At 70.6% G+C, this 23,963-nt stretch carries 28 protein-coding genes; 6 read left to right on the top strand and 22 right to left on the bottom strand.

Features of this window, described 5'->3' with window-relative positions:
- Positions 1-72 precede the first annotated feature (72 nt).
- A complete protein-coding gene (locus QM728_RS03265; protein ID WP_415030620.1) occupies positions 73-1,002 on the top strand; it encodes a hypothetical protein in 930 nt (309 codons plus the stop codon).
- Here QM728_RS03265 and glpR read toward each other — a convergent pair.
- Entirely contained in the window at positions 999-2,855 is a 1,857-nt protein-coding gene (glpR, locus tag QM728_RS03260; protein WP_415030619.1) for a gephyrin-like molybdotransferase receptor GlpR, read from the bottom strand. The genes QM728_RS03265 and glpR overlap by 4 nt on opposite strands.
- Before the next feature lie 143 nt (positions 2,856-2,998).
- Here glpR and QM728_RS03255 point away from each other — a divergent pair, with 143 nt between their 5' ends.
- Positions 2,999-3,379, top strand: coding sequence for a VOC family protein (locus tag QM728_RS03255; protein WP_415030618.1), 381 nt, complete (start codon positions 2,999-3,001; stop codon positions 3,377-3,379).
- A 6-nt stretch (positions 3,380-3,385) separates the two neighbouring features.
- Here QM728_RS03255 and QM728_RS03250 read toward each other — a convergent pair whose 3' ends face one another.
- The 4 genes from QM728_RS03250 to QM728_RS03235 all read right to left on the bottom strand — a co-directional run bounded on the left by QM728_RS03250 (position 3,386) and on the right by QM728_RS03235 (position 7,089).
- Complete coding sequence (locus tag QM728_RS03250; protein WP_415030617.1) at positions 3,386-4,054, bottom strand: SIMPL domain-containing protein; 669 nt, start codon at positions 4,052-4,054, stop codon at positions 3,386-3,388.
- On the bottom strand, positions 4,051-4,710 hold the full coding sequence (locus QM728_RS03245; RefSeq protein WP_415030616.1) for a GNAT family N-acetyltransferase: 660 nt from the start codon (positions 4,708-4,710) through the stop codon (positions 4,051-4,053). The genes QM728_RS03250 and QM728_RS03245 overlap by 4 nt, the downstream gene beginning before the upstream one ends.
- A 42-nt stretch (positions 4,711-4,752) precedes the next feature.
- Positions 4,753-6,057 (bottom strand): gephyrin-like molybdotransferase Glp, encoded by a 1,305-nt coding sequence (gene glp / locus QM728_RS03240; RefSeq protein ID WP_415030615.1) that lies wholly within the window; start codon positions 6,055-6,057, stop codon positions 4,753-4,755.
- A gap of 108 nt (positions 6,058-6,165) precedes the next feature.
- Positions 6,166-7,089, bottom strand: coding sequence for a UTP--glucose-1-phosphate uridylyltransferase (locus QM728_RS03235; RefSeq protein ID WP_415030614.1), 924 nt, complete (start codon positions 7,087-7,089; stop codon positions 6,166-6,168).
- A 53-nt stretch (positions 7,090-7,142) separates the two neighbouring features.
- Here QM728_RS03235 and QM728_RS03230 point away from each other — a divergent pair, with 53 nt between their 5' ends.
- Entirely contained in the window at positions 7,143-7,721 is a 579-nt protein-coding gene (locus tag QM728_RS03230) for a 5-formyltetrahydrofolate cyclo-ligase (protein ID WP_415030613.1), read from the top strand.
- On the opposite strand, the gene QM728_RS03225 is transcribed toward QM728_RS03230, so the two are convergent.
- Positions 7,718-8,050 carry an FmdB family zinc ribbon protein gene (locus tag QM728_RS03225; RefSeq protein WP_415030612.1) on the bottom strand — a complete coding sequence of 111 codons (333 nt, stop codon included), beginning with the start codon at positions 8,048-8,050 and terminating at the stop codon, positions 7,718-7,720. The two genes, QM728_RS03230 and QM728_RS03225, sit on opposite strands and share 4 nt — an antisense overlap.
- Positions 8,051-8,233: 183 nt before the next feature.
- Here QM728_RS03225 and QM728_RS03220 point away from each other — a divergent pair, with 183 nt between their 5' ends.
- Together QM728_RS03220 and QM728_RS03215 are read left to right on the top strand one after the other, a co-directional pair.
- Positions 8,234-8,908 carry an SAF domain-containing protein gene (locus QM728_RS03220; RefSeq protein ID WP_415030611.1) on the top strand — a complete coding sequence of 225 codons (675 nt, stop codon included), beginning with the start codon at positions 8,234-8,236 and terminating at the stop codon, positions 8,906-8,908.
- Positions 8,909-9,078: 170 nt separating this feature from the next.
- Complete coding sequence (locus QM728_RS03215) at positions 9,079-9,870, top strand: MscL family protein (protein WP_415030610.1); 792 nt, start codon at positions 9,079-9,081, stop codon at positions 9,868-9,870.
- A 63-nt stretch (positions 9,871-9,933) separates the two neighbouring features.
- On the opposite strand, the gene QM728_RS03210 is transcribed toward QM728_RS03215, so the two are convergent.
- From QM728_RS03210 to QM728_RS03145, 14 genes are all read right to left on the bottom strand, one after another.
- Positions 9,934-10,635 (bottom strand): hypothetical protein, encoded by a 702-nt coding sequence (locus tag QM728_RS03210; RefSeq protein WP_415030609.1) that lies wholly within the window; start codon positions 10,633-10,635, stop codon positions 9,934-9,936.
- A complete protein-coding gene (locus QM728_RS03205; RefSeq protein WP_415030608.1) occupies positions 10,632-12,575 on the bottom strand; it encodes an ABC transporter ATP-binding protein in 1,944 nt (647 codons plus the stop codon). Before QM728_RS03205 ends, QM728_RS03210 begins: the two co-directional genes overlap by 4 nt.
- A gap of 148 nt (positions 12,576-12,723) precedes the next feature.
- Complete coding sequence (locus QM728_RS03200; RefSeq protein WP_415030607.1) at positions 12,724-12,870, bottom strand: hypothetical protein; 147 nt, start codon at positions 12,868-12,870, stop codon at positions 12,724-12,726.
- Between the two features lie 129 nt (positions 12,871-12,999).
- A complete protein-coding gene (locus QM728_RS03195; protein ID WP_415030606.1) occupies positions 13,000-13,692 on the bottom strand; it encodes a hypothetical protein in 693 nt (230 codons plus the stop codon).
- 127 nt (positions 13,693-13,819) lie between these two features.
- On the bottom strand, positions 13,820-14,479 hold the full coding sequence (locus QM728_RS03190) for an MspA family porin (RefSeq protein WP_415030605.1): 660 nt from the start codon (positions 14,477-14,479) through the stop codon (positions 13,820-13,822).
- Positions 14,480-14,506: 27 nt separating this feature from the next.
- Positions 14,507-15,148: an MspA family porin gene (locus QM728_RS03185; protein ID WP_415030604.1), complete on the bottom strand. Its 642-nt coding sequence runs from the start codon at positions 15,146-15,148 to the stop codon at positions 14,507-14,509.
- Positions 15,149-15,240: 92 nt separating this feature from the next.
- Entirely contained in the window at positions 15,241-15,423 is a 183-nt protein-coding gene (locus QM728_RS03180) for a hypothetical protein (protein WP_415030603.1), read from the bottom strand.
- A gap of 10 nt (positions 15,424-15,433) precedes the next feature.
- Positions 15,434-15,991, bottom strand: a complete 558-nt coding sequence (locus QM728_RS03175; RefSeq protein ID WP_415030602.1) for a MogA/MoaB family molybdenum cofactor biosynthesis protein — start codon at positions 15,989-15,991, stop codon at positions 15,434-15,436.
- A 10-nt stretch (positions 15,992-16,001) separates the two neighbouring features.
- Positions 16,002-17,318 carry a S1C family serine protease gene (locus QM728_RS03170; RefSeq protein WP_415030601.1) on the bottom strand — a complete coding sequence of 439 codons (1,317 nt, stop codon included), beginning with the start codon at positions 17,316-17,318 and terminating at the stop codon, positions 16,002-16,004.
- A 34-nt stretch (positions 17,319-17,352) separates the two neighbouring features.
- Positions 17,353-18,771, bottom strand: a complete 1,419-nt coding sequence (locus QM728_RS03165) for an ATP-binding protein (RefSeq protein WP_415030600.1) — start codon at positions 18,769-18,771, stop codon at positions 17,353-17,355.
- A gap of 62 nt (positions 18,772-18,833) precedes the next feature.
- Entirely contained in the window at positions 18,834-19,517 is a 684-nt protein-coding gene (locus QM728_RS03160; RefSeq protein ID WP_415030599.1) for a response regulator transcription factor, read from the bottom strand.
- A gap of 56 nt (positions 19,518-19,573) precedes the next feature.
- On the bottom strand, positions 19,574-20,371 hold the full coding sequence (locus QM728_RS03155) for a hypothetical protein (protein WP_415030598.1): 798 nt from the start codon (positions 20,369-20,371) through the stop codon (positions 19,574-19,576).
- Between the two features lie 8 nt (positions 20,372-20,379).
- Positions 20,380-21,168: a hypothetical protein gene (locus QM728_RS03150; protein WP_415030597.1), complete on the bottom strand. Its 789-nt coding sequence runs from the start codon at positions 21,166-21,168 to the stop codon at positions 20,380-20,382.
- A 110-nt stretch (positions 21,169-21,278) separates the two neighbouring features.
- A complete protein-coding gene (locus QM728_RS03145; RefSeq protein WP_415030596.1) occupies positions 21,279-22,100 on the bottom strand; it encodes a hypothetical protein in 822 nt (273 codons plus the stop codon).
- Positions 22,101-22,277: 177 nt separating this feature from the next.
- On the opposite strand from QM728_RS03145, the gene QM728_RS03140 reads away from it, so the two are divergent.
- Positions 22,278-23,054, top strand: a complete 777-nt coding sequence (locus tag QM728_RS03140) for an SDR family oxidoreductase (protein ID WP_415030595.1) — start codon at positions 22,278-22,280, stop codon at positions 23,052-23,054.
- A 76-nt stretch (positions 23,055-23,130) separates the two neighbouring features.
- Here the strand turns inward: QM728_RS03140 and rpmF are convergent, their stop codons facing one another.
- Positions 23,131-23,304, bottom strand: coding sequence for a 50S ribosomal protein L32 (gene rpmF, locus QM728_RS03135; protein ID WP_415030594.1), 174 nt, complete (start codon positions 23,302-23,304; stop codon positions 23,131-23,133).
- A gap of 116 nt (positions 23,305-23,420) precedes the next feature.
- Complete coding sequence (locus QM728_RS03130; protein ID WP_415030593.1) at positions 23,421-23,909, bottom strand: DUF4190 domain-containing protein; 489 nt, start codon at positions 23,907-23,909, stop codon at positions 23,421-23,423.
- Positions 23,910-23,963: the final 54 nt, after the last annotated feature.

The following is a 23,963-nucleotide window of genomic DNA, read 5'->3' as shown; positions in this document are numbered from 1 at the left end:
CGATCGACCGCCCGCAACTTTATCACCTCGTCTCGATGCGCCGCCAAACGCGCGAGCACTACGCTTTGACCCGTGGCTGACCTCACCGACGACCAAATCACCAGCGGCCTGAACAGCTTGATCGCGGCCATCAACCCGATCATCGACGTGCTGTCGCAGCGCGACATCACCGGGCTGCGCGGCAAGTCCTTCCAGGCCGCCCCCAAAGACGGCAGCGTCTTCCGCAAAGCCGAGCACGTGGCCGCCAAGGCGGTCGATCTGACCGCGCTGCCGGGCACCAAGCGCTGGAGCGAGCTCTCGATGGGCCAGCGCGCGCAGTGGTGGGTCAACCGCATCGGCGGCATCAACACCGTCGGCGTCGCCTTCCCCAACATCTTCGGCCTGTGGGCCCGCCGCCTGCCGCTGTCGACGGTGCTCGGCTTCGTGAACCAGGCGATGGTCCTGGTGGCGGTCGCCCGCGAGTACCGGGTCACCGATCGCGCCCGGCAGATCGAGTTGCTCGCCAGCGTCCTCGGCGGTCGAGAGCTGAACCTTGGCTCCGTCGACGCCGTGCCCGACGCCGATCCGGTGGCACCCAAGCGCAGGTCGATCATCAAGGCCACCTGGGACATCGCCCGGACGCTGCAAGGCGCCGTCGGCGAGATGGACAAGCGCCCGCAACCCGCCCGGGTCCTGCGCTGGCTCTCGAACATCCCGGTCGTCGGCGCGCCGTTCAACTACGTCGGCGAGCGCTTCGCCCTGCGTCGCGCTGTCACCGCGGGACGCAAGTGGATCGTCGCCCACCCGGACGCCATCACCCGTGCTCCGAAAACTCCGCCCGCACCGGCGGCCGATACCGCCAAGCCGGTCGTCGCCCAGACGCCGGCGGGCGCGCCGATCCCGGCGAAGAAGACGCCGATCAAGAAACCGGCCAAGAAGGTGGCGAAGAAGGCTCCGCCCAGGAAGGCTCCCGCGAAGAAGACCGCGAAGCCGCCGCAGCGGCCCGCGCCGGGTGCCGACTAACTGACTGCCGCGGTGCGGTAGTGGTCGCCGCCGGCGGCGCGCTGCGCGCGGTAGGTCGGCAGGTAGTCGAACTCCGGATCTTCGTCGTCGATCTGCACGACGGTCATCCCGTCGGGCCGGCGCATCCGGGGACGCGGCGCCGACGACGGTGCCCGCAGTACCTCGGGGCGCTCGACGAACTCGTTGCGACGACGGGCCACCTGCTCGCGCCGCGTGCGCTCCAGGCGCGCGAGACGACGCTTGCGGATCTGCGTCTCGCTGCGGACCGCACGGCGCAGGAAGAACAGATAGGCGACGACGCCGAAGGCCATCACACCCGTGGCGATCCAGCCGATGGTGCCCAGCACGACGCCGGCGATGATCGCCAGCACCGTCAGCCCCAGCAGGGTCAGCAGGACGCGTTGGCGCTCCTTGTACTTGAGGTCCAGGCGTTCCTTGTCGACCTCGGGGTCGTAACCGCCGCGGCCACGACGCGCCACGAGCACCTGGGTCATCTCGTTCGGGTCGATCTCGTCGTCCCACGGAGCCTTCGGCGCACTCGTGTCGGCGGCGAGCACGACGGTGTCGGCGTCGGCGATCGGCTCGAGCTTGGCATCCAAATCGAGCCCGCCCTCGAGCGCGCCCTCGGACTCCTTCGCGACGGTCCGCGCGGCCTTCGCCTTCTTGACCTTGTCGCGGAACCTCGCGGCCTTGGCCGCGATGGTGTCGACCGTCCCGGTCTCGGCGACGGCGTCGTCAGCGGTCGATTCGGCAGCCGCCACCGACTCCTCGTCGTCGTCCTCAGTCTCGGCGACAGCCTCGCCGGCCGCAGGCTCAGCGTCGTCAGGCTCGGCAACTGCGGCGGGCTTCTGGTCCGCCTTGTCGCCTGCCTTGGTCTCGCCGTCGACATCGTCGACGTCGAACAGCGTCGCCGCCTCGTCCTCGGCGTCGTCGGCCTTCTTGTCGGCCTTCTCGTCCTTGTCGGCCTTCGCGTCAGTCTTCGCGACGTCGTCGGCCTTCTCGGCCTTCGCGTCGACCTTCTCGTCCGCCTTCGCGTCGACCTTCTCGTCGACCTTCGCGGCCTCGACCTCCTCGGCGTCGTCGACCTTGTCGATCTTCTCGGTCGGCGACTCGTCCGCGGTCGGCTGCTCGGCCGCGTCCTCGATTTCGACGTCGATGACCTCGACGGCCTGCACCTCGATGACGTCGACCTTGTGCGTGCGCGGCTTCTTGCCCTTGCCGCGCTTCGTCTTGTCGGCGGCGGCCTTCGGCGCATCGTCGTCGACGACCTCGGCGTCGATGATCGGCGCATCCTCGGCGCCGTCGGCGCGCGTCGACACCTTCGAGATCACCTCGGTGACCTCGTCATCGGCGCCGACCTTCGAGATGACCTCGGTGACATCCTCGTCGACGACCGGGATCACCTCGGTCTCCACGTCGTCGGTCCAGCGGTTGATGGTCACATCGACCACGCGGCGCATCCGGGCGGCGACGGTGCGCGCGGTGCGGCGCTGACGGGGCAGCACCTTGCCGGGGATCCGGTTGGGATCAACCGCGGCCACCTCGGCGGCGTCGTCGTCCGCGAGGTCGATGACCGGTTCCTCGCCCAGCGGGGTGGTCAGCGGCAGTTCCTCGAGGTCGTCGAGGTCGCCGGGGATGGACGCAGAGGTCTTGGGCTTGTAACTGGGGTCGTGCGGATGCGCGCCGGCACCGATGCGGCGGCGGCGCACCGCGTCCTCGCCGCGCTTGAGCACACGGGTCGCGGCGGCGACGGGGGTGGACTTGCGGAGTTCGGGTCGGCCCTGGATCACCATCGGGACCAAGACGAACAACCAGATCGCCACGAGGCACACCCACAACACTGAGTTCGGCATCCGACTCTCCCGTCATTCACTCTGGTCACACGTACCCGACTTCAATCTAGGTGCGCCACGGGCCAATCCACCGCAGACGCGCCGAGGGAGGTCGACATCGGCGTAGCGTTTGCCCTGTTCCGCCGCGAAGGAGGGGTTCGACGATGCTGGGAGACAACGAGCTCATCGCGTTCACCGCGACGACCGGGCCGGAGCGGTCGCTGGCCTTCTACCGCGACGTCGTGGGACTGCGCCTGATCGCCGACGAGGAGTTCGCCATCGTCTTCGACGCCCACGGGACGATGCTGCGCATCCAGAAGGCCGCCGAGCACACGCCGCCGCCGTTCACCGCGCTCGGCTGGAAGGTCGATGACATCGCCCGGGCGATCGCCGAGCTCACCGCCAAGGGCGTCGAAATGGTCCGCTACCCCGGCTTCGACCAGGACGCCGACGGGGTCTGGACGACGCCCGACGGCGGGAAGGTCGCGTGGTTCCACGACCCCGACCGGAACCTGCTGAGCCTCACCGAATGGGTGACCGAATAGCCCCGGCTATTCGGCCGTGAATCGCGCGTCGACGGCCACGGCGATGACGACGTCGTCGGGGCGCAACTCGAGCGTCGGACCGCCGCCCGCGGAATCCATCGCATAGGCCCGCGCCATCATCGGCGCCGGCATCGGCCCGTCCGACCCCGAACCCAGCATGTCGGGGTCCGCGAGGGCGACCGCGGTGACCGCGGCGCGGCCGACCGCATCGGCGTAGGCCTGCGCCTTGGCGACGGCGTCGCGCACCGCGTCCTGGCGGACCGCCGCCTCGTAGCGACTGCGACTGTCCTCGCGCACGTCCCACGCGATGCTCGAAACCTCCAACCCGTCGCGACCGGCCAAGTCGACGAGGAAGGCGGCGAGCGCCTCGAAGTCGAGGAACTCGGCGGTCATCGTGATCCGCGTCGTGTAGACGACCCGGTCCGACTCCTTGCCGTCGACCCACGGCCGCTGGCCGAAGACGTGGATGTCGTTTGCGCGCCAATCGCCGAGCACGCCCTTCTCCTCGTCGAGGCGGGTCAGCTCGGTGACGACCTTGCTCTGCAGCTCGAGCGCCTTGCCGTGCGCCTCCTCGCTCGAGGCCTCGGTGAACACGGCGCTGAGCGACACCGTGCCGCGCTCGGGCCGGTACTGCCGCTGCGCCCGCCCGCGGACCGTGATCTCCAGCGCGCTCACCGGAAGCGCGCCCGTCCCGCGCGCACCAGGTTCTCCACCGCAGTGGTGTGCATGATCTCCTCCGTCGTCAGGGCGAACAGGTCGTGGTCGCGCCAGCGACCGTCGACGTCCATGTACCGCTGCAGCAGACCCTCGTGGCGGAACCCGATGTGCTCGAGCACCGCCCGCGAGGCGGCGTTGGCCGGTTGGACGGTCGCTTCCAGCCGGTGCAGGCCGACCGGGCCGAAGGCGTGGTCGACCCCGAGGGCGACGGCCGCCGTCGCGATCCCCCGCCCCGTCCACGCATCGTCCACCCAGTAGCCGATCCACGCGCTGCGCACCGCGCCGCGCTGGATGCTGCCGATGGTCAGCTGGCCGACGTACCGCCCGTCGACCTCGATCACGAACGGCAGCACGGCCCCGCGCTTGGCCTCGGCTTTGAGCACCGAGTACAGGGTCGGCCAGTTGCCGCGGTGGTGGCGCACGGCCCAATCGGCGTCGGAGGTGGGCTCCCACGGGACGAGCGTCCGCTCGTTGCGGATCCGCAGATCGCTCCACTCGGCGCCGTCGCGCAGCTTGATGGGGCGCAGCGCGATCTCGCCGGCCGACAGCTGCAGCGGACCCACCCGCGCCGGCCAGCCCGGGTGCGCTCGCGAACCGGACCCCCAGCTGAACATCTCTGGAACTCTAGTCGGTCCGCGCCCGCGACCGGGGGCTCATCAACCGCGCTGGGCGAGGAACATGACGTCGACCTCGTCGCCGGGGTCGAGCTTGGCGGCGGCCGACGGCACGACGACCAGACAGTTGGCCTCTGCGAGCTCGGCGAGCAGGTGTGAGGTGCCGGTCGACGAGCCGCCGATCACCTGGACCATGAAGGCGCCGGTGCGCTCTTCGCGCATCAGCTGGCCGCGCAGGTATCCGGTGCGACCCTCGACGGAGGCGACCGGGCCGACCGTGCGGGCCTTGATGTTGCGGCGCCACGGCTCGCGCTTGCCCAACGCGATCCGGATCAGCGGGCGGACCATGATCTCGAAAGTCACCAGCGCCGACACCGGATTCGCCGGCAACAGGAAGGTCGGCACCTCGTCGCGTCCGAGGCGGCCGAAGCCCTGCACGGAGCCGGGGTGCATGGCGATACGGGCGATGTCCAGATCGCCGAGCTCGCTGAGGGCGTCGGCGATGGCCTTCGACGACGAGCCGCCGACCGCCCCGCAGATCACGACGATCTCCGAGCGGATCAGCTGTGCCTCGACGATCTCGCGCAGGCGGGCCGGGTCGCGCTCGGCGATGCCGACGCGGTTGACGTCGGCGCCCGCGTCGCGCGCGGCGGCGGCCAGCGCGTAGCTGTTGACGTCGTAGACCTGCCCCTGGCCGGGAACGCGGTCGATGTCGACGAGTTCCGAGCCGACGGCGATCACCGACAGCCGCGGCCGCGGGTGCACCAGCACGCGGGAGCGGCCGACGGCGGCGAGCAGGCCGACCTGCGCCGGTCCGATGATCTCGCCGGCGCGGACGGCCACGTCGCCGGGCTGCACGTCGTCGCCGACGCGCCGCACGTAGGAACCGCTGTCGACGCCGTGGGCGATGCGCACCTTTTGGGTGGCGCCGTCGGTCCAGCGCAGCGGGACGACCGAGTCGGCGAGGGTGGGCATCGGCGCACCGGTCTCGACGCGGACGGCCTGACGCGGCTGGAGGCGGATCGGCGTGCGCGAGCCGGGCTCGACGTCGCCGACGACGGGGAGGAAGACGGCGATCGGGTCGCCCGGGACCAGTGCGTCGAGGTCGGCCTCGCCCGCATCGAAGGCCTCGTCGGGACCGGGGGCCACGACGCCGGCGAGCGCGACGTCGACCGCGCGGACCGCGTAGCCGTCGACGGCGGCCTGGTCGAAGCCGGGCAGCGGGCGCTCGGTGAGGACCTCTTCGGCGCACATGAGGCCCTGGGCCTCGGAGATGGCGATCTTGACCGGTCGGGGAACCACGGCGGAGGAGGTGATCCGCGCCAAGTGCTCATCGACCGACCGCATTTCGCCTCCCAAGTGATCTCGTCTCGCGCACAGAAGTCAACAGCCCCGACTCTAGCGCCGCCGATCGCGGCGCCCGCGGTGCCACGCCGACGACGGCGCCGGCGGTCCTCAGCCCTCGTGCAGGCGCTCGAGCAGCCAGGCCCGCAGTTCGGGCCCGTAGTCGTCGCGGTCGAGGGCGAAATCGACCGCCGCCTTGAGGTAGCCGCCGGGGTTGCCCAGGTCGTGCCGGGTGCCCCGGTGGACGACGACGTGGACCGGCTCGCCGTCGGCGATCAGCTGCGCGATGGCATCGGTGAGCTGGAGCTCGCCGCCGGCGCCGGGCTTGATGCGGCGCAGCGCGTCGAAGATCTTGCGGTCGAGGATGTAGCGGCCGGCGGCGGCGAAGTTCGACGGCGCCTGTCCCGGCTCCGGCTTCTCCACCATGCCGAGCACGCGCAGCACGTCGGGGTTGGCCGCGTCGGGCAGCGTCTCGACGTCGAAGATGCCGTAGGCCGACAGCTGGTCGTCGGGGACCTCGATCGCGCACAGCACCGATCCGCCGCGGCGCTCGCGCACGCGCGCCATGGTCTCCAGGACCCCGCCGGGCAGGACCAGGTCGTCGGGCAGCAGCACCGCGACGGCATCCTCGTCGTCGGCGAGGTACTCCTCGACGCACCCGACCGCGTGACCGAGGCCCAACGGCTGCTCCTGGACGACGGAGGCCACCTCGAGCAGGTTCGGCGCATTGCGGACCTTCGCCAGCATGGCCGCCTTTCCGCGGCTGGCAAGGGTGTTCTCCAGGACCAGGTCCTCGACGAAGTGGGCGACCACGCCGTCCTTGCCGGGCGAGGTGATGATCAGCAGTCGTTGGGCGCCGGCCGACTTGGCCTCCTCGGCCACCAACTCGATGCCGGGGGTGTCGACGACGGGCAACAGTTCCTTGGGCACCGTCTTGGTCGCCGGCAGGAAGCGGGTGCCGAGACCGGCGGCGGGCACCACCGCCGTCCGCGGGATGGGCGGGGCGGTCGCGGCGTCCGATCGGGATGCGCTCATGGCTCTACACTGTAGGCGGCGCGGGGCCGCCCGCGACAATCGCGGGAGAGTCGATGACATCCAAGCACGACGTGCGGGCCCGATTGCGCGCGAATCGCGAGGCCAGGGCGGTTTTCGACGTGGAGTCGGCCGCGCTGAACCTCGCCGAGTGGATGTACCGCCTGCCCGTCGACGCAGCACCGGGCGCCACCATCGCCTGCTACCTCCCGGTCGGCACCGAACCGGGCTCGGACTCGATGCTCGACGCCCTGGTCGACCAGGGCTTCCGCGTTCTCGTTCCCGTCGTCCCCGACGGCGATCCGCAACCGCTGCACTGGGCCGAGTACCGGCCGGGCGAGGCGCTGACCACCCGTCGCTGGGGATTGGCCGAGCCGACGACCGGCGCCCTGGGGCCCGAGGCGATTGCCGACGCGGACGTCGTCTTCCTGCCGGCCCTGGCGGTCGCGCCGGACGGCACGCGGCTGGGCCGCGGCGCCGGCTACTACGACCGCAGCCTGGCCGATGCCGGCGCGGTGCGGATTGCGATCGTCTACGACGACGAGGTGTTGGCCGAGTTGCCGGCCGAACCGACCGACGTGCCGATGGACTGGGTGCTGACGCCGACCGGGGGGTTCACCCGCGTCGGCGGCTAGGCCGACTTGGTGGAGCCGCTCGACTTCGACGAGGACTTGTCGGCGGACTTCGACTTCGACGACGACTTCTCCGTCGACGAGGACTTCTCGCTCGACGACGACTTCTCGCCCGACGAGGAGCCGGAGTCGCCCGAGTCGGCCTTCACCGAGCCCGCTCGCGAGTCGGTCCGGTAGAAGCCGCTGCCCTTGAAGACGATGCCGACGCTGTTGAACAGCTTGCGCAGCTTGCCCTTGCACTCCGGGCACTCGGTGAGCGCGTCGTCGGAGAAGGACTGCACGATGTCGAACTTGTTGTCGCACTTCGTGCAGGCGTAGGAGTAGGTGGGCACGAGGGAACCTCCACGGATCGTCGTGTTACTCGCTGATTCTAACCGACGCTGGCACTCATTCATTCCGAGTGCCAGCGCGGCCCGTCCGCGGCGGCAATCCACAGACCGGAGGCGTCCACAGGCCACTGGCGGAGCCGGGCCATCCGCAGGGGCCACGACGGTGGGACGGCCTACGTTCGTCCCATGGCTGATCGGCGCACACGCCCCCGCCGGGGGCACGAGCTGGCACCGCGCTGGCGCGATCGCGCGCGCCGGGCGGTGCGCCCGGGCTGGACCCGGTCGATCCTCGTCCGACGCGCTATCGCGGCCCTGCTGGTGCTCGCGGCCCTGGGTGCGTTCCTCGCCGATCGGCGCGCGGCGCCCGGCGACGCGGTGGTCGTCGCGACCCGCGACCTGCGGCCGGGGGCGCCGCTGACCGCCGACGACGTCGCGGTATTGCGCGTGCGCCCCGAGATCGTTCCCGACGGCGCCCTCGCGCTGTCGGCCGACGCCCGCGGCCGCACGGTGACCTCGGCCGTCCGGCGCGGGGAGATCCTCACCGACTCGCGCTTGCTCGGCTCGCGACTGCCGCGCCGCCTGGTCGGGGATCCGCGCGCCCGGCTCGTCCCGGTCCACCTCGCCGACACCGGAACCGCCGACCTCCTGGAGCCCGGTGACGTCGTCGACGTCCTCACCAAGGGCGGGGCGGGCGATCCGCCGGTCGTCGTCGCCGAGGGGGCGGTCGTGGCGTTGGGCCGCGGCGCCAAGCCCGGGCGCCGGGAGAGCGGATCGCCGGTGTTGCTGGCAATGGGATCGACGGCCGCCAACCGGGTGGCGGCAGCGGGTCTGACCACGGCACTGACCGTCGTCATCCACTGATGGGAGGTTGATTCGGCAACGTCTCGGATTGCACACGATGAAACAACCATTCGAAGTCAGACGACAGACCTGGTGGGGGTCCGGGTTTACGATTCAGCCAACTGTGCTGCGTCTTCGGGTCGGGACGCTTGGCGAAAAACAGACTGTGCATACCGAGAGAGGGGCTCACAGTGTTCAAAGGCTTCAAGGACTTCATCCTTCGCGGGAACGTCGTCGAATTGTCGACGGCGGTCATCATCGGCGCCGCGTTCACCGCGATCGTCACCGCCTTCACCGAGAAGGTCATCCAGCCGCTGATCAACTCGTTCGGCGGCAACGACCCCAACGCCGTCAAGGGCCTCGGCTTCTGCATCGGCGAATGCCGGCTCGCCAAGGACAACACCAACGTCACCAGCGCGCTGAACTACGTCGACCTCTCCGCGGTGATCACCGCGGCGATCAACTTCCTGATCGTGGCCGCCGTCGTCTACTTCATCATCGTGCTGCCGTACAACAAGCTGTCCGGCCTGGTGTCCGGTGGCGACAAGGACGAGGACACCGAGGTCTCGCTGCTCACCGAGATCCGCAACCTGATGGATCCTGACGCCGACGCGAAGGCCGACGCGAAGGCCAAGGCCGATGCCGCGCCGATGATCCGCCCCGCCGGCGGCTACCCCACCGGCTCGCAGCCCCCGGTCGGCGGACCCCCGCCCGCACCCGGCGCCTACCAGCCGCGCGGCGGCTACCCCACCGGCTCGCAGCCCCCGGTCGGCACTCCCCCGCCCGCACCCGGCGCCTACCAGCCGCGCGGCGGCTACCCCACCGGCTCGCAGCCGCCCGTGCCGCCGCCGGCCGGCGGCGGCTACCAGGCCGGTGGCTACGACGACGGTGGCTACTCCGACACGGGGTATTCCGACGGCGGCTACCCCGGGTACCCCGATCCGGACCTGCCGCCGGACCACCCCGGCCGCCACTCGCGCTAGCGGGCACAGACAGAATTCGGCCCCCGTCCACACGTGGACGGGGGCCGAATCAGTCATGGCCGACTAGCTCCAGCTGCGCGGGACCGCCCACGGGCCGTAGTAGTGGTAGTGACCGCGGTACTGCCGACGCATCTCGCGGTAGCGCCGGTTGTTCTCGGGCCAGTACTGCGGGCCGTAGTGCGGTGGCCGCTGCCGCGGGTTGTGCCGGTGCGGCCGGTTGTACGGGTTGGGGTCGTACCACGGGCCGTTGCCCCGCGGGTGGCGGTGGTCGTGGCGCGGGCCGCGCGGGCCGCGATCGCCCCAGTGGCCACGGTCGCCGCGATGTCCGCGATCGCCCCGATGGCCACGGTCACCGCGATTGCCCCGGTCACCGCGGTCGCCACGGTCGCCGCGATCGCCCCGGTCACCGCGATCGCCGCGCGGGCCCCGATCCCCATGGTCGTGGCCGCCCCGGCCGCCGTCACCACCGCGATCGCCGTGCTCACCGCCGCGACCGCCGTCGCCGCCTCGGCCACCATCGCCGCCCAGGCCGCCGCCCGGACCGCCCTGGTGCCCACCGCCGCCGCTCGGGCCGCCGTGGTCGCCACCGCCGCCGCTGGGGCCGCCGTGGTTGCCACCACCGCCGCTCGGGCCGCCGGAATTGCCGCCGCCGCCACCGTTGCCGCCGCCGTCACCCGGTGCGGCGTAGACGGCGCCGCCGCCCATCAGCACACCGGCGGCGAGGATCGGCGCGGAGAGCGCCGCCGTCAGCTTCCAGTTCTTCATTGGACTCCCTCTCCCTCGGCCCGCCGGGCGGGTCGGTCGTCCGACGCGTCTGCGACGGGGGTCAATTCGACGACGCGCGGCGCCTTGGCCGCCAGCTCCGCGTCGTGCGTGATCAGGATGGTCGTGCGCGAGGTCGCCAACCGCATCATCGGCTCCAGGACGCGCTCGGTGGTGGCCGCGTCCAGGCCGGTCGTCGGCTCGTCCAGGATCAGCACCGGGGTGTCGCGCAGGAAGGCGCGCGCCAGGGCGATCCGCTGTCGCTGGCCGCCGGACAGGTTGGCACCGGCGTCGCGCAGCTCGGTGTCGTAGCCGTCGGGGAGGCCCACGATGAAGTCGTGTGCGTCGGCGGCACGGGCGGCGGCGACGATCTCCTCGCGCGAGGCGCCGGGGCAGGAGAACCGGATGTTGTCGGCGATCGTGCCGCGGTAGATCGCGATCCGCTGCGGCAGCAGGGTGATGTGGTTGCGGACCGCGGTGAGCGATTCGGTCGACAGGTCGGTGCCGTCGATCCGCACGGTGCCCGAGTCCGGGTCGTAGAACCGCAGCAGCAGGTGCGTGACGGTCGTCTTGCCGGCGCCGCTCGGTCCGACGAGGGAGACGAACTCGCCCGCGCCCAAGTCGAGGTTGAAGTCGTCGAAGACCTTGGTGCCCGAGTCTGGGTAGGCGAAGTCGACGTGTTCGAAGGCCACCGGCACCCCACCCTTGGTGTGCACGGGCAGCGCGGCGGGCACCGGCAGCTCGGACTCGGGGTCGGTGTCGACCTCGTCGTCGGCGATGGCGATCGGCTCGTCGAGGACCTGGGCGACACGCTCGGCGCTGGCCGTCGCGGTGGTGATGGAGACCGCCAGGCTGCCCAGGGATTGGATCTGCGGGTACAGCTGGCCGAGATAGCCGGTGAGGGCGATCAGCGCACCGAGGGTGGTGTGGCCGTGCGTGATCTGCCAGGCCCCGAGGACGAGGACGCCGAGCATGACGAACAACTCGACCATGGCCACGGCCTGGCCGTAGATCTCGCCTGCCTTGATCTCGGTGACGCGCGCCCGCATCCATTCGAGCGACTGGGCTCGCACTCGACGCCGGTCGGCGGGCCCCTGGTTGTCTGCCTGGATGGCCAGCGAGTTGTCGACGCCCTCGGCGACCAGGGCGCTGATCTTGCCGTTGGCGATCCGCTCGCGGCGAGACACGCGTTTGAGTACGACGCCGAACCACCGCGAGATGATCGCCAGGATGGGCGCCAGCACGAAGGCGACCATGGCGAGCTTCCAGTCGGCCTTCAGCGCCGCGGCCGCATAGACGATGACCGAGATGACGGCCAACGTCGCGTCGACGACGGCCGAGGACACCAGGTGCTCGGTCGACTCGACGTCGCCGCTGTGCCGGGCGATCAGATCACCGGAGGGGTATTTGCGCCGCACGTGCGGAGCCAGCTGCTGGGTGTGCTCGTAGAGGTCGTCGCGCACGCGCATGACCATGCGCTCGGCGACGACACCGGTGAGGACTTCGCCGAAATAGGAGGCGAGCGCGCCGATGAGGGTCACCGCGATCCACAGGGTCATCGGCTGGGCGAGGTTCTCAAACTTGCCGCCGGGCACAAGCACCTTGTCGACGATCGTCGCGAACAGCGCGATGCTGGCGACGTTGGCCAGCAGGTCGACCAGTTGCAGGATGATACCGAGGACCAGGCGGCCGTAGAGGCCCTTCATGTACGGGCGGAACCGGCGAATCGCGGCCAACACGTGCAACGGGGTCGCGGGCGGCACCAGCATGGCGTCGGGCAGCGGCTCGCCATCCTGCTGCTGCCAGCGCTCGACGTCCCAGGAAACCGCGTCATCGCCGATCGACTCGTCGATCATGGCCTGCTCGGCCCAGTCGAAGTCGCCATCCTCGTCGAAGCGATCGGGGGCGCGGTGAGCGCCCCGAGCGGACGGGAAGAGCCTCATGCGGTTGCGGGCCATCTGATCCTCGGGTCGGGGTGCGGGCCGCCTGGCGGCGCCGCGATCTCTTGTCAGCCTAATAAGATTCGACCACCGGAGAAGCAGGGAGTCTTCATCCGGTGGTCGAATCCGCTTCCGCTAGGGAAGCGCTGGGTCAGTACGAACCCCAGTAGCGCGGGCGCGGGCCGTAGTACCGGCGCGGGCCGTAGTAGCGGCGAGGACCGTAGTAGCCGCGCGGGCCGCGGGGTCCGTAGTAGCGGCGCGGGCCGTAGTAGCGGCGAGGGCCGTAGTGGTGACGCATGGTGACATCCCTTTCGTTGTCCCGACCATTTCCTACGCCTTCGACGCTAGCTGGACAGTTGACCCATTTCCAGGAACTTCAGGCACCCTGACGGCGATGCACAGGGGATTGCCAGTTTGCTCCGTTGCGCTAGTGGCTGTGCCCGTGGTGGTCGTGACCGTCGTGGTCGTGGTGGTCGTGACCGTGCTGGGGCGCCGACCGCTGCGGGGGCGGCGGGGTCGAGCCGCGGCGCGGCGGGGCGCACTTCACGACCCGCTTGCCGCGCTTCTTCGCCTTCTTGCACACCGGCGACTCGTCGTCGAGGGCGTTGCCACGCTCGCCGTAGGCGCTGCCCGGCCCGGTCGAGCCGTGGTTGTGACCGCTGTGGTCGTGACCGTGACCGTGGTTGTGGCCGCCGCCGCCACCGCCGCCCATGCCGCCGCCGGCGGTGCTGTTGTTGTCGCAGTGGCCGTGGCCGTCATTGCAGCTGTGCCCGCCGCCGGTCGACCCTCCGGTGCCACCGGGGATGCCACCGGTGCCGCCGGTGCCGCCCTCGTGGTCGTGGCCGTCGTGATCGTCGTGGCCGTCGCCGTCGTGGTCGTGATCATCGTGGTCGTGGTCATCGTGGCCGTCGCCGTCGTGATCGTGATCGTCGTGGCCGTGGCCCTGGTTGTTTCCGCCGCCGAGACCGTTCTTGATCTGGTCCCACAGCTTCGAGCCGGGGTTGACCGGCTGGGTGGCGCCCGGCGCGGGCGCGGGATCGGCATATGCGGTGGTGGTGCCGAGGCTCAGGCCGGCCACCAGCAATGGTGCGGCCAGGAGTGCCTGTCGCGTCGTGGTCATGTGTGCTCCTCAAAGCATCGTCTTCGGCATCACCGAATAGGCCCACGACGATCGCTGGGATCGTCGCCGGCTGCGTCACCGCTGCTGCGGCGCCGGGGTGTTGCCTAGTTGTGGTTGTGTCGGCCCATCAGCCGCCGAGGGTGAATGGCTTCCCCCACAGGACGACTTGGGCGCGCACCGTCTCGGTCTCGACCTCGATGGTGAATCGGGCTCGGGCCGACGCGTGCCCGGCACAGCCGTTCACGCGGAAACCCTCTTGGCTATAGGCGAGGCCACCGCGGTTGCCTCGGAAGGTGAAGGTGTTGAGCGGGTTGCCGCCGGCCTGCGGGACGGCCTGGATGATCGGCACCCAGCCGGCCTGGCCGGGGCCGATGTGCAGCGTCGTGCCGGAGTTGCCCATCATGCCGCCGTTGGGGATCCAGGGGTTGTTACCAGCGTTGCCGTTGCCGTCAACCCCGATGAGGTTCACCTGGCAACCCACGACGTAGCCGCCGTAGATGTGCGCACCCTTGGCACCGCCGCCGATGTTGGCGACGATCTTGCCCGACACCCACACCTCGCGGCTGGTCCCGATGTTGGCGACGTTGCCGCGGTGGTAGCGCACGCCCTCGTCGTAGAGGCGGGCCTTGACGGTGGAACCGTCGACCAGCTTCTTGTTGATCGAGCCGCCGGGCAGGCGGCGGGCGTCCGCGCCGGGCGCCGCGGCCATCGTCGCGGTCGCGGCGGCGAGCACGAGGGCGACGCCGGCGACCGCCCGGCGCGGAGCGCCGGTTCGCAAGGAGTTCATCTGGTCCAAGGTTCCTTTTGCTGCGGGTCAGCCGAGGCTGAACGGCTTGCCGTAGAGGGTGGTCTGGATGGCCGTGCTCTTGCCGCTGACCGTGCCGCTGGCGGTGCTGTAGTCCTCGGCGGCCAGCACCTTGATGAACGAGCGCGCCTGGGCGAACCCGCCGCAGCTCTGCACGGCGATCTCCACGCCGGAGAGCTGGATGCTCACGACCTTGCGGTAGAAGTTCTTCGACAGCGCCTGGACCACCTGGATCTGGCCGGGCTGCAGCGGGAACGAGATTGTGCCGTTGACCAGCGGCACCGGAGCCGCCAGGCCGTAGAAGCCGCCGGACAACCCCATGTCGAGGCCGCCGATGTTGACCTGGCAGCCGACGAGGTAGCCGACCTGGACGTTGCCGCCGCCGCGGTTGATCCGCGCGGTGTAGGTGCCCGAGACACGCGTGGAGCGACCGGCGCCGTTGCGCGCCTCACTCGGCTGCGGGAAGACGTACTCGGCGGAGCGCTTGAGGAGGACGACCTGGCCGTCGATCCCGGTGGACTTCTTCTTGCCGGCCGGCAGGCGCAACGCATCCGCGTCGCCCGCGCCCAGTCCCGACACCGTCACCGCGGCCGCGGTGGCCAACGCCACCGTCACACCCGCCCATCGCGACGGACGACGCTTCACGCTCATCTTCACCCTTCTCGCACCAGTCGGTGCCCGTCGGCAAAGCTATACCAACGGTTTACCTTCATCCAAACACGTAAGAATACCCGCATACCTGGTCAGGAATGGTGCGGCGGCCGATTTGACCGATACCAGTCGGCCCCGTGTCCCCCGGTTCGCGGGGCCTCCGGGTCCGGCTCGTCACCGCCGAAGACCGCGTCGAGCCGGGCCCGCCGCTTCCAGTCCGGTTCCGCCGACGCATCGTCGGCAGCGGGATCGGCCTTGGCCGGGTCCTCGGTCACCGGTGCGCCCTCAGAACTCAGTGATGTCGTCGATGACGTGGTGGGCGAGCATCGTGATGGTCGCCATGCCGTCGCGCACGGCCGAGCGGGAGTCGGCGAGGTTGACCACGAGCGTCTGCCCGGAGATGCCGGCCAGGCCGCGGGACAGGCCCGCGTCGGTGGCTCCGGCGGCCAGGCCTGACGAGCGGACCGCCTCCTCGATGCCCGGCAACCGCCGGTCGAGCAACGGTTCGGTCGCCTCGGGGGCGACGTCGCGGGCGCGCACGCCCACTCCCCCGACCGAGATGACGACGTCGACGCCGCCGATGACCGCGGTGTTCAACGCGTTGCGGATCTCCACCTCGTCACCGGACACGACGACCGTCGCGTCGACGTGGAAGTCGGCCTCCTCGAGGAGTTCGCCGACCAGGGCGCCGAGCCCGTCGGAGTCCTGGTGGTCGTCGGCGACTACCACGACCAGGGCGCGGGCAGCGACGGTCTCGCGATCACTGGAGGCGGCGGCCGCGCGCGCGGCGGCGTCGGCCACGGAGTCGTCGCGCGTGGTCTCGTCGAAGGTCGATCCGGTCATTGCCTGGCTCCTAGTTGGTGGGCAGGGTCTGCAGCTTGACCTTCTTGGTCTCGGTCTTGCCGTTCACCGTGTAGGTAACGTCGACGACGTCGCCCGGCGAGAACGAGCGCACCGCGGCCACCAGGTCGTCGGCACCGGCGATGGTCCGTCCGCCGAGCTTCGAGATCACCGCGCCGCTGGGGATGCCGGCGACTGCGGCCGCGCCGCCCTTGACGACATCCTTCACCCGCGCGCCCGACTGCGTCTGGTCGTCGGTGGTCGAGGCGGCCCCGACGGTGACGCCCAGGCTCGGGTGATCGGCCTTGCCGGTCTTGCGGAGCTGATCGGCGACCCGCATGGCCTGGTCGATCGGGATCGCGAAGCCGAGGCCGATGCTGCCCGACGCGCGCTGCCCGCCGTTCGGGTCGCGCCCGCCGAGGGTGGCGATGGCGGTGTTGATGCCGATCAGCGCGCCGCGCGCGTTGACCAGGGCGCCGCCGGAGTTGCCGGGGTTGATCGCGGCGTCGGTCTGGATGGCGTCGATCACCGACGTGTTGTCGCCGACGCGCGACGTCGACACCGGGCGGTTGAGCGCCGAGATGATCCCGGTGGTCACGGTGCCGGCCAGGCCGAGCGGCGAGCCGATCGCGATGACGTCCTGTCCGACGGCGAGGTTCTTCGACGAGCCGATGGTGATCGGCTGCAGGTTCGGCTTGTTCTTGACCTCGAGCACCGCGATGTCGGAGATCTCGTCGTAGCCGCGGAGCTTGGCCGTCGCGCGCGAGCCGTCGTGGAACACGACGGTGATCTTCGGCTCGGGTCCGCCCTGCGGGCCGCGCGCCGCCTTGGCGCCGAGTGCGACGACGTGGTTGTTGGTGAGGATCGTGCCGTCCGCGTTGAGGATCACGCCCGAGCCCTCGCCCTGCTGGGTGCCGACGGTCGCCAGGATCGACACCACCGACGGGAGCGTCTTGTCGGCCACGGCCTGCACGCTGCCCTCGGGGGCCGGCGGCTGGGCCTGCGGCTCGCCGTCGCGCTGCAGGTCGCCGCCGACGGCGGGCGGGTTGTTGCGGTCGAGGTTGGCGCCGACGACGCCGCCGACTCCGCCGGAGGCCAGCGCGAGGACGACGGCGCCGGTGGCCAGCGCCACCTTGCGGCCGCCGCGCTTGGCGGTCGGCGGCGCGACGGGAGCCGGGGCGGCGTAGTCGACCGGTGCCGAGTACTCACCCGGTGCGGGCGGCACCGGGATTCCCGGCTGTGTCGTGCCGGGTTGCGGCGGGACCTGCCCGGGCGTGCCGGACGACTGCCACGGCGAGTTGGGCGAGGAGGGGTTGGGGGGTTGCGTCACTGCGCTGCCTCTCAGGTGTTTCGGTGTCTCCACCTTACTGACGAACGACAACGCGCGGAGGTTCCACCGGGATCGGATGCCCCGGGAGTGTCATGGTGATCAGCGCGCCGCCCAGGTGCGACTGGCCGGCGGTGACGGTTCCGCCGAGGCGCTGCACGACCTGCGCCGCGATCGCCAGGCCCAGGCCGGAGCCGGGCATCGTGCGGGCGTCGTCGGACCGGTAGAACCGCTCAAACACCAGCTCGCGGTCCTCCGGCGGGATGCCCGGACCCGCGTCGGCGACGGTCAGCTCCGCCGAGTTCACCGCGGTCTGGCGGAGCTTGACCTCGACGTCGCGGCCGCCGGGCGACCATTTGGCGGCGTTGTCGAGGATGTTGAGCACGGCGCGGGCCAGGCCGGCGCTGTCGCCGTAGACGTACCAGCTCTCCGTGTCGGCGACGAACTCGACGTCGTTGCGGCGGCGGCGAGCGCGCTCGAGGCTGCGCTCGACGATGTCGACCATGTCGATCTCCTCGTGCACGACCTCGGGGGCGTCCTCCCGGGACAGGTCGACGAGGTCTCCGACCAGGGTGGACAGCTCCTCGATCTGCGCGACGATGTCGCTCCGCAGCTCGATCATGTCGGCCAGTGGGACCGCCGGGGCGCCCGGTTCGGCCGAAGCGATGAGCAACTCGACGTTGGTGCGCAGCGACGTCAGCGGCGTCTTGAGTTCGTGGCCGGCGTCGGCGACCAGCCGCGCCTGCTTGTCGCGCGAGTTCTGCAGCGCGGCCAGCATCGTGTTGAACGCCTCGGTGAGCCGGGCCAACTCGTCGTTGCCGGTCACCGGGATGGGGTCGAGGACCTCGGTCCGGGCGACCCGCTCGGCCGCACGGGTCAGGCGGGACACCGGCCGCAGGCCCGTGCGCGCCACCGTGGTGCCGGCCAGCGCCGCCAGCGCCACGCCGCCGCCGCCGACGACGAGGAGCACCCAGGCCAGCCGCTTGAGGACCCGCTCGGTGTGCAGCAGGCTCTGCGACATGATCAGGCCGTAGCCCTGGTCGAGCTTGCGGGCCAGCACGCGCTGGTCCCCCACCGTGCGCAGGCTCTGGTTGTGCTGCCCCGGGCGGTTGGTGCTGCGCACGATCCGGCGCTCGGCCGCGTCGAAGGGCACCGACCCCACCAGGAAGGTCTGCCCGTCCGGGCGGATCAGGGCGACCGAGATGTTCGTCGAGAACACCGCGCCGGACACGACGCGCTGCGGATTGCCGGCCAGCGCGCCGGTGCGCGAGAGTGCGGTCATGCCGTCGGCGCGGCTCTCCAGCTGTCGGTCGACGTCGTTGTACATGGCGCGGTAGACGACGAAGTACGCCGCGGCGGCCATCAGCGACACCGAGACGGCGACGACGGTCGCCGAGAGCAGGGCGACGCGGGTGGTCAGCGAAGCCGAGCGGGTCAGCGCGAACGGCTCCCGCATCTCGCGGTGCGCGACCTCCTCGCGGTGGCGCTGCGACCATCGCCGGATGTCGGTCCAGACGCTCAGGGCGGCGTCTCCCGCAGCACGTAGCCGACGCCGCGCACGGTGTGGATCAGGCGCGGCTCACCGTCGGCCTCGGTCTTGCGGCGCAGATAGCCGACGTAGACCTCGAGCGCGTTGCCCGATGTCGGGAAGTCGTAGCCCCACACCTCTTCGAGGATGCGGCTGCGCGAGAGCACCCGGCGCGGGTTGGCCATCAGCATTTCCAGGAGCGCGAACTCGGTGCGGGTCAGGCTGATCGCCCGCTCGCCGCGCGTGACGTCGCGGGTCACCGGGTCGAGCCGCAGGTCCTCGAACTCGAGCGCCTCGGAGTCCTCCTCGTCGGGGCCGGTGCGGCGCAGCAGCGCGCGCAGCCGGGCCAGCAGCTCCTCGAGGGCGAACGGCTTGGCGAGGTAGTCGTCGGCGCCGGCGTCGAGGCCGGAGACGCGCTCGGAGACCGAATCGCGCGCGGTTAGCACGAGGATCGGCAGGTCGTCGCCGGCCGAGCGGAGGCGCCGACACACTTCGAGGCCGTCCATCCGCGGCATCATCACGTCGAGGACGAGCAGGTCGGGGCGCTGCGCCACGACCTTCTCCAGGGCTTCGAGCCCGTCGCCGGCGGTCTCGACGGTGTAGCCGTTGAAGGTCAGGGACCGGCGCAGCGACTCGCGCACCGCACGGTCGTCGTCAACCACAAGAATCCGCATGACTACTTCTTATCCCAGTGCGCCTGAGAATTGGCCGAGGATCGCCCAGACGGTGATCACGGGGCGATCGGCTGGTTGGCCAATCGCCGGTAGCCGTACACGGTCAGCAGTTGAACGAACGGGAAGGCGAAGATCCCCAGGACCGCCGACAGCGCGAAGACGACCAACCACAGCAGGAAGGAATCGCCGAGCCGGGCGCGCACGATCGACACGCTCGCCTTCATCCCGTCGACGGCGCCGACGCCGCGGTCGACGACGGCCAGCACCGAGAACATCAGGAAGAAGCCGACGACGATGGCGCCGACGCAGAAGAAGAGCAGGCCGACCATCGTGGCCAGGAACTGCAGCATCAGCAGCACGAACACCGTGCCCAGTCGGCGCGGGCGCAGGAAGGAGCCGACCGTCGTGGGCACGCCGTTGGCGATGTCGAGCAGGCCGCCGGTGTACGCACTGCTCAGGTACGCCGAGGCGACCAGCAGGGCGATCACGCCGAGCACGGCCAAGACGAAGCCGGTGATCGCGGCGCCCGAACCGAAGTCGGGGTGCAGGGTGCCGTCGGGGTCGACGTCGCCGCTGGAGAGGATCATCACCGCTCCGACGGCGGCGAGGATGGCGCCGATGCTCGACGCGAGCAGCAGCACGAGGCCGCCGAGGATGAGCCCGGCCGCGTTCGACGTCAGCTTCGACCAGGCCCACTTGAAGCCGACGTCGATGCCGAACGGCACCGCGTTGGGATCGGTCGACGGGTGGTAGGCGGGCGGGCCGTAGCCGGCGGGCCCCGCCGGGGCGGCGGGCGGAATCGGCGGCTGCGGCGTCACCGACGGCTCCTGCGGGGGGACGGGCGGCTGGGTCATGCGGGCTCCTAGGGTGCGATCGTGTCGCCGGCGAAGCGGCGGAGGGCGAAGACGGCGATCAGGGTGGCGATCGGGGCGGTGACGATGACGAAAACGCCGCAGGCGCTGTTGCCGACGACCCACACCATGCCGACCAGCAGGGCCGTCACCAGCGACTCGCCGAAGTTGGCGCGCACCAGCGATGCGCTCTGCTTGAGCGCGGTCCACGGGCCGACGCCGCGGTCGACGACGATCGGGATGGCGAACCAGAACAGGAAGACCACGACGACCGCGCCGACGAGGAAGACGAGCGAGCCGAGGGCCAACGCCAGGGACAGCAGCACGACGGTGCCGAGCACCTTCGCGTAGTTCCGCGGCCGGAAGAAGGATCCGAAGGTCGTCAGCTGCCCGTTGGCGATGTCGACGACGCCGCCGATGTAGGCGCTGAGCGAGTAGGCGGTCAGCAGCAGTGTCACCAGCAGGCCGAAGGCGATGGCGACGTAGCTGCCCGGGGTCAGCGACCAGTCGGTGAACTCCTCATAGGTGCCGCCCCCGCCGGATTCGATGGAGAAGCTGTCGGCAAACAGAAAGGCGCCACCGGCCGCAATGGCCGGGCCGAGCGCCAGGAGCAGGGTGTGGACCGCGGCTCCCCCGACGAGGCCGACCGCGTTCGCCGAGAACTTCGACAGGGCCCAGCTGAAGGCCCCGCCGATGCTGTACGGCGTCGCATTGGGATCCGGGTGGACCGGGTAGGCGGTCTGCTGGGGCTCACTCGCGCCAACGTGGGCCGGGTAGGCGTCGCCGGTCGGCTGGGTCATCGGTGCTTCCTCTGTTTGATCGGGGGGGTTCGCCCACCAACCCTATCCGTACGAACAGAATTCGGGCCCCCGCCGAATCTGGCGGGGGCCCGAAGTGGGTCTGGCGAAGGCTACTGCGTCTGCGGCGCGACGTAGCCGCCGGTGAGGTGCCGCCAGGCGTAAGCCACGAGCAGCGCCGCAATCGGGGCACCGGCCAGCGCACCGACACCGCAGAGCAGCAGGCCGACGGCAACGGTCACCCAGGCGAGCAGGGCGGTCAGCAACGCCGGGCCGAAGTTGGCCTTGACGACGTTGAAGCTGGCCGACAGCCCGTCCGGACCCTTCAGGTTGTGGTCCACCACCGCGATGGTCGTGAAGTACAGGAAGATCGCGGCGACCAGGCCGGGCAGGAAGCACGCCGCGAAACCGATCATCATGATCAGGCCGGACAGCACCGAGGCGATGATGACCTGGCCGACGTTGCGCGGCTGGAAGAAGGAGCCGAAGGTGACCTGCTGGCCGTCGGCGATCTTCAGGATGCCGTTCCAGTAGGCCGCGGCGACGTAGCCGCCGACGATCAGCGACACGATCATGCCGAGGATCGTCATGATCCAGCTGCCCGCGGTGAAGCCCGAGGTCGAGAAGACGGCGCTGAAGCCGTCGTCGGTGTCCACCACGCTGCTGCTGGTGTCGGCCAGGGCGCCCGCGATGCCGCTGAAGACGCCGTTGATGATGCCCATGATGATGAACATCACCAGGGTCGCCAGGACCAGCGGCACCCAGTTCTTGCCGAACTTGTTGAAGGCCCAGCTGAAGCCGTCGCCGACGCTGAACGGGTGTGCGCCGGGAACCGGGGCGTAGCCCCCGGGGGGCGGGGGCGGCGGGTAGGCGCCGGGCTGCTGGCCCGGAACGTGCGGCGGTTGCTGGCCCGGATCGATGGGCGGCTGAGTCATTTCGGCTCCCGAAAATCGTGGTTGGTGAACAGGCAGAAGTTACCAATGGCGCCCGCCGGGCGCAGGTAATGACCGGGTAATGACGCCCAATCGTGACCCGATGCTTGGCTACCGGTCGGTAACTATGACAACCTCAGATGACCGATTCTCATCCCGTACTACCCGAAGGCAGGACGCATGCCCTCCATCTTCATCTCCGGCGGCGCCGCCGGCATCGGCCTGGCCACCGCGAAGCGCTTCGGCGCCGCAGGCTGGACCGTCGGTGTCTACGACGTCGACGCCGACGCCCTCAAGGCGGTCAAGAAGGAGCACCCGGAGTTCATCACCGGCAAGCTCGACGTGCGCAAGGCGGCACAGTGGGAGAAGGCGCTGGCCGACTTCACCGCCCACACCGGCGGTCAGCTCGACGTGCTCGACAACAACGCGGGCATCCTCGTCGGCGGTCGTCTCGACGCAATCTCGCCCGAGGCGGTGCAGGCGCAGATCGACATCGACGTCCTCGGCGTCACGCTCGGCGCACAGGCCGCCTACCCCTACCTGAAGGCGACGCCGGGGTCACACCTGGTGAACATCGCGTCGGCGTCGGCCATCTACGGCCAGCCCGACATCGCGACCTACTCGGCCGCCAAGTTCTACGTCGTCGGCCTCACCGAGGCGCTGGAGCTCGAGTGGCAGAAGGACGACATCCGCGTCGTCGCCATCTGGCCGCTGTGGGCCAAGACCGCCCTCGCCGACGCCGACACGAAGTCGGCCCAGAAGTTGGGCATCCGGATCACCCCCGAGCAGGTTGCCGAACGGGTCTGGACGTCGGTGCACCCGAAGGTCGCCGACAAGGCCATCCACCGCACGCACTACTCGGTCGGCACCCAGACGACGCTGCTGAACAACGCCAGCAAGATCGGGCCGAACTTCGTCGTCCGCCTGGTGAACAAGGTCATCGCGCAGAAGAACTGACGCCCGTCACAGCGCAGAACACGGGGGCGCCCACACCGATGTGTGGGCGCCCCCGTGTTGGGTTCTGCGTCGCGGACTAGCGGCGGTCGATGTCGATCAGGCCGAGCTCGGCGGCCTTCACGAGACGGCGCGGCAGGCGCTGCGGCACGCCGTTGACCTTGACCTCCTGCAGCTGCGGGTTGTCGGCCTTCCACTGCGAACGGCGGCTGTGGGTGTTGGACCGCGACATGCGGCGCTTCGGTACGGCCATGGTTCTGCCCCTCTTTCACTCAAGTCTGTGCGATTGCGCCGGCATCCCCGGGCGGTGCCACGGGTGGGCGCGCAACCCGACCAGGATACATCCGCGCGCGCCCTGGGCCAAAACGACTATCGCAGCCCGATGACGACGAAGAAGAACAAGATCGCAAAGGCGCCGAGGCCGATCCCGACCCAGGCCATCGGCTTGTCCGCCGAGTTGGGCGCCGGGTCCTGGCCGGCCTGCTGCAGCGCGAGGATGCCCAGGAGAATGGCGATCGGGGCCGGGAAGCAGCAGCCGAGGCCGAGCAGACCGGTCACCAGCGAGCCGATGGCCATGCCGTTGGTCTTGGCCGGCCCGGCGGGGTACGCCGGATAGCCGTAGGCCGCGGCGTAGGGATCGGGCGTCGGCGCGGCTGGGTAACCGGAGGTCGGGTAGCCCGGGGCCGGGGGCGGGTAACCGCCCGCGGCGTCATAGCCCGGCGGCACCGGTGCGACGGGCGGCTGCGGGGGCGGCGGATAGGCGGGTTGCTGCGGCTGATCGTCGGGCAGGTTGACCGCCGTCCACTCGTCCTGGTCCGCCGACTCTTCGCGACCGGCCGGGTCGTTGGGGTTGGTCATCGCGTTTGTTCTCGATTCAGTCCGGCTCGGGTGGAGGCGTCGTCGGCTTTATTC

The organism is Gordonia sp. (in: high G+C Gram-positive bacteria), assembly GCF_047602025.1.
Classification (GTDB): Bacteria; Actinomycetota; Actinomycetes; order Mycobacteriales; family Mycobacteriaceae; genus Gordonia.
This window is presented reverse-complemented; position numbering and strand designations above follow the sequence as displayed.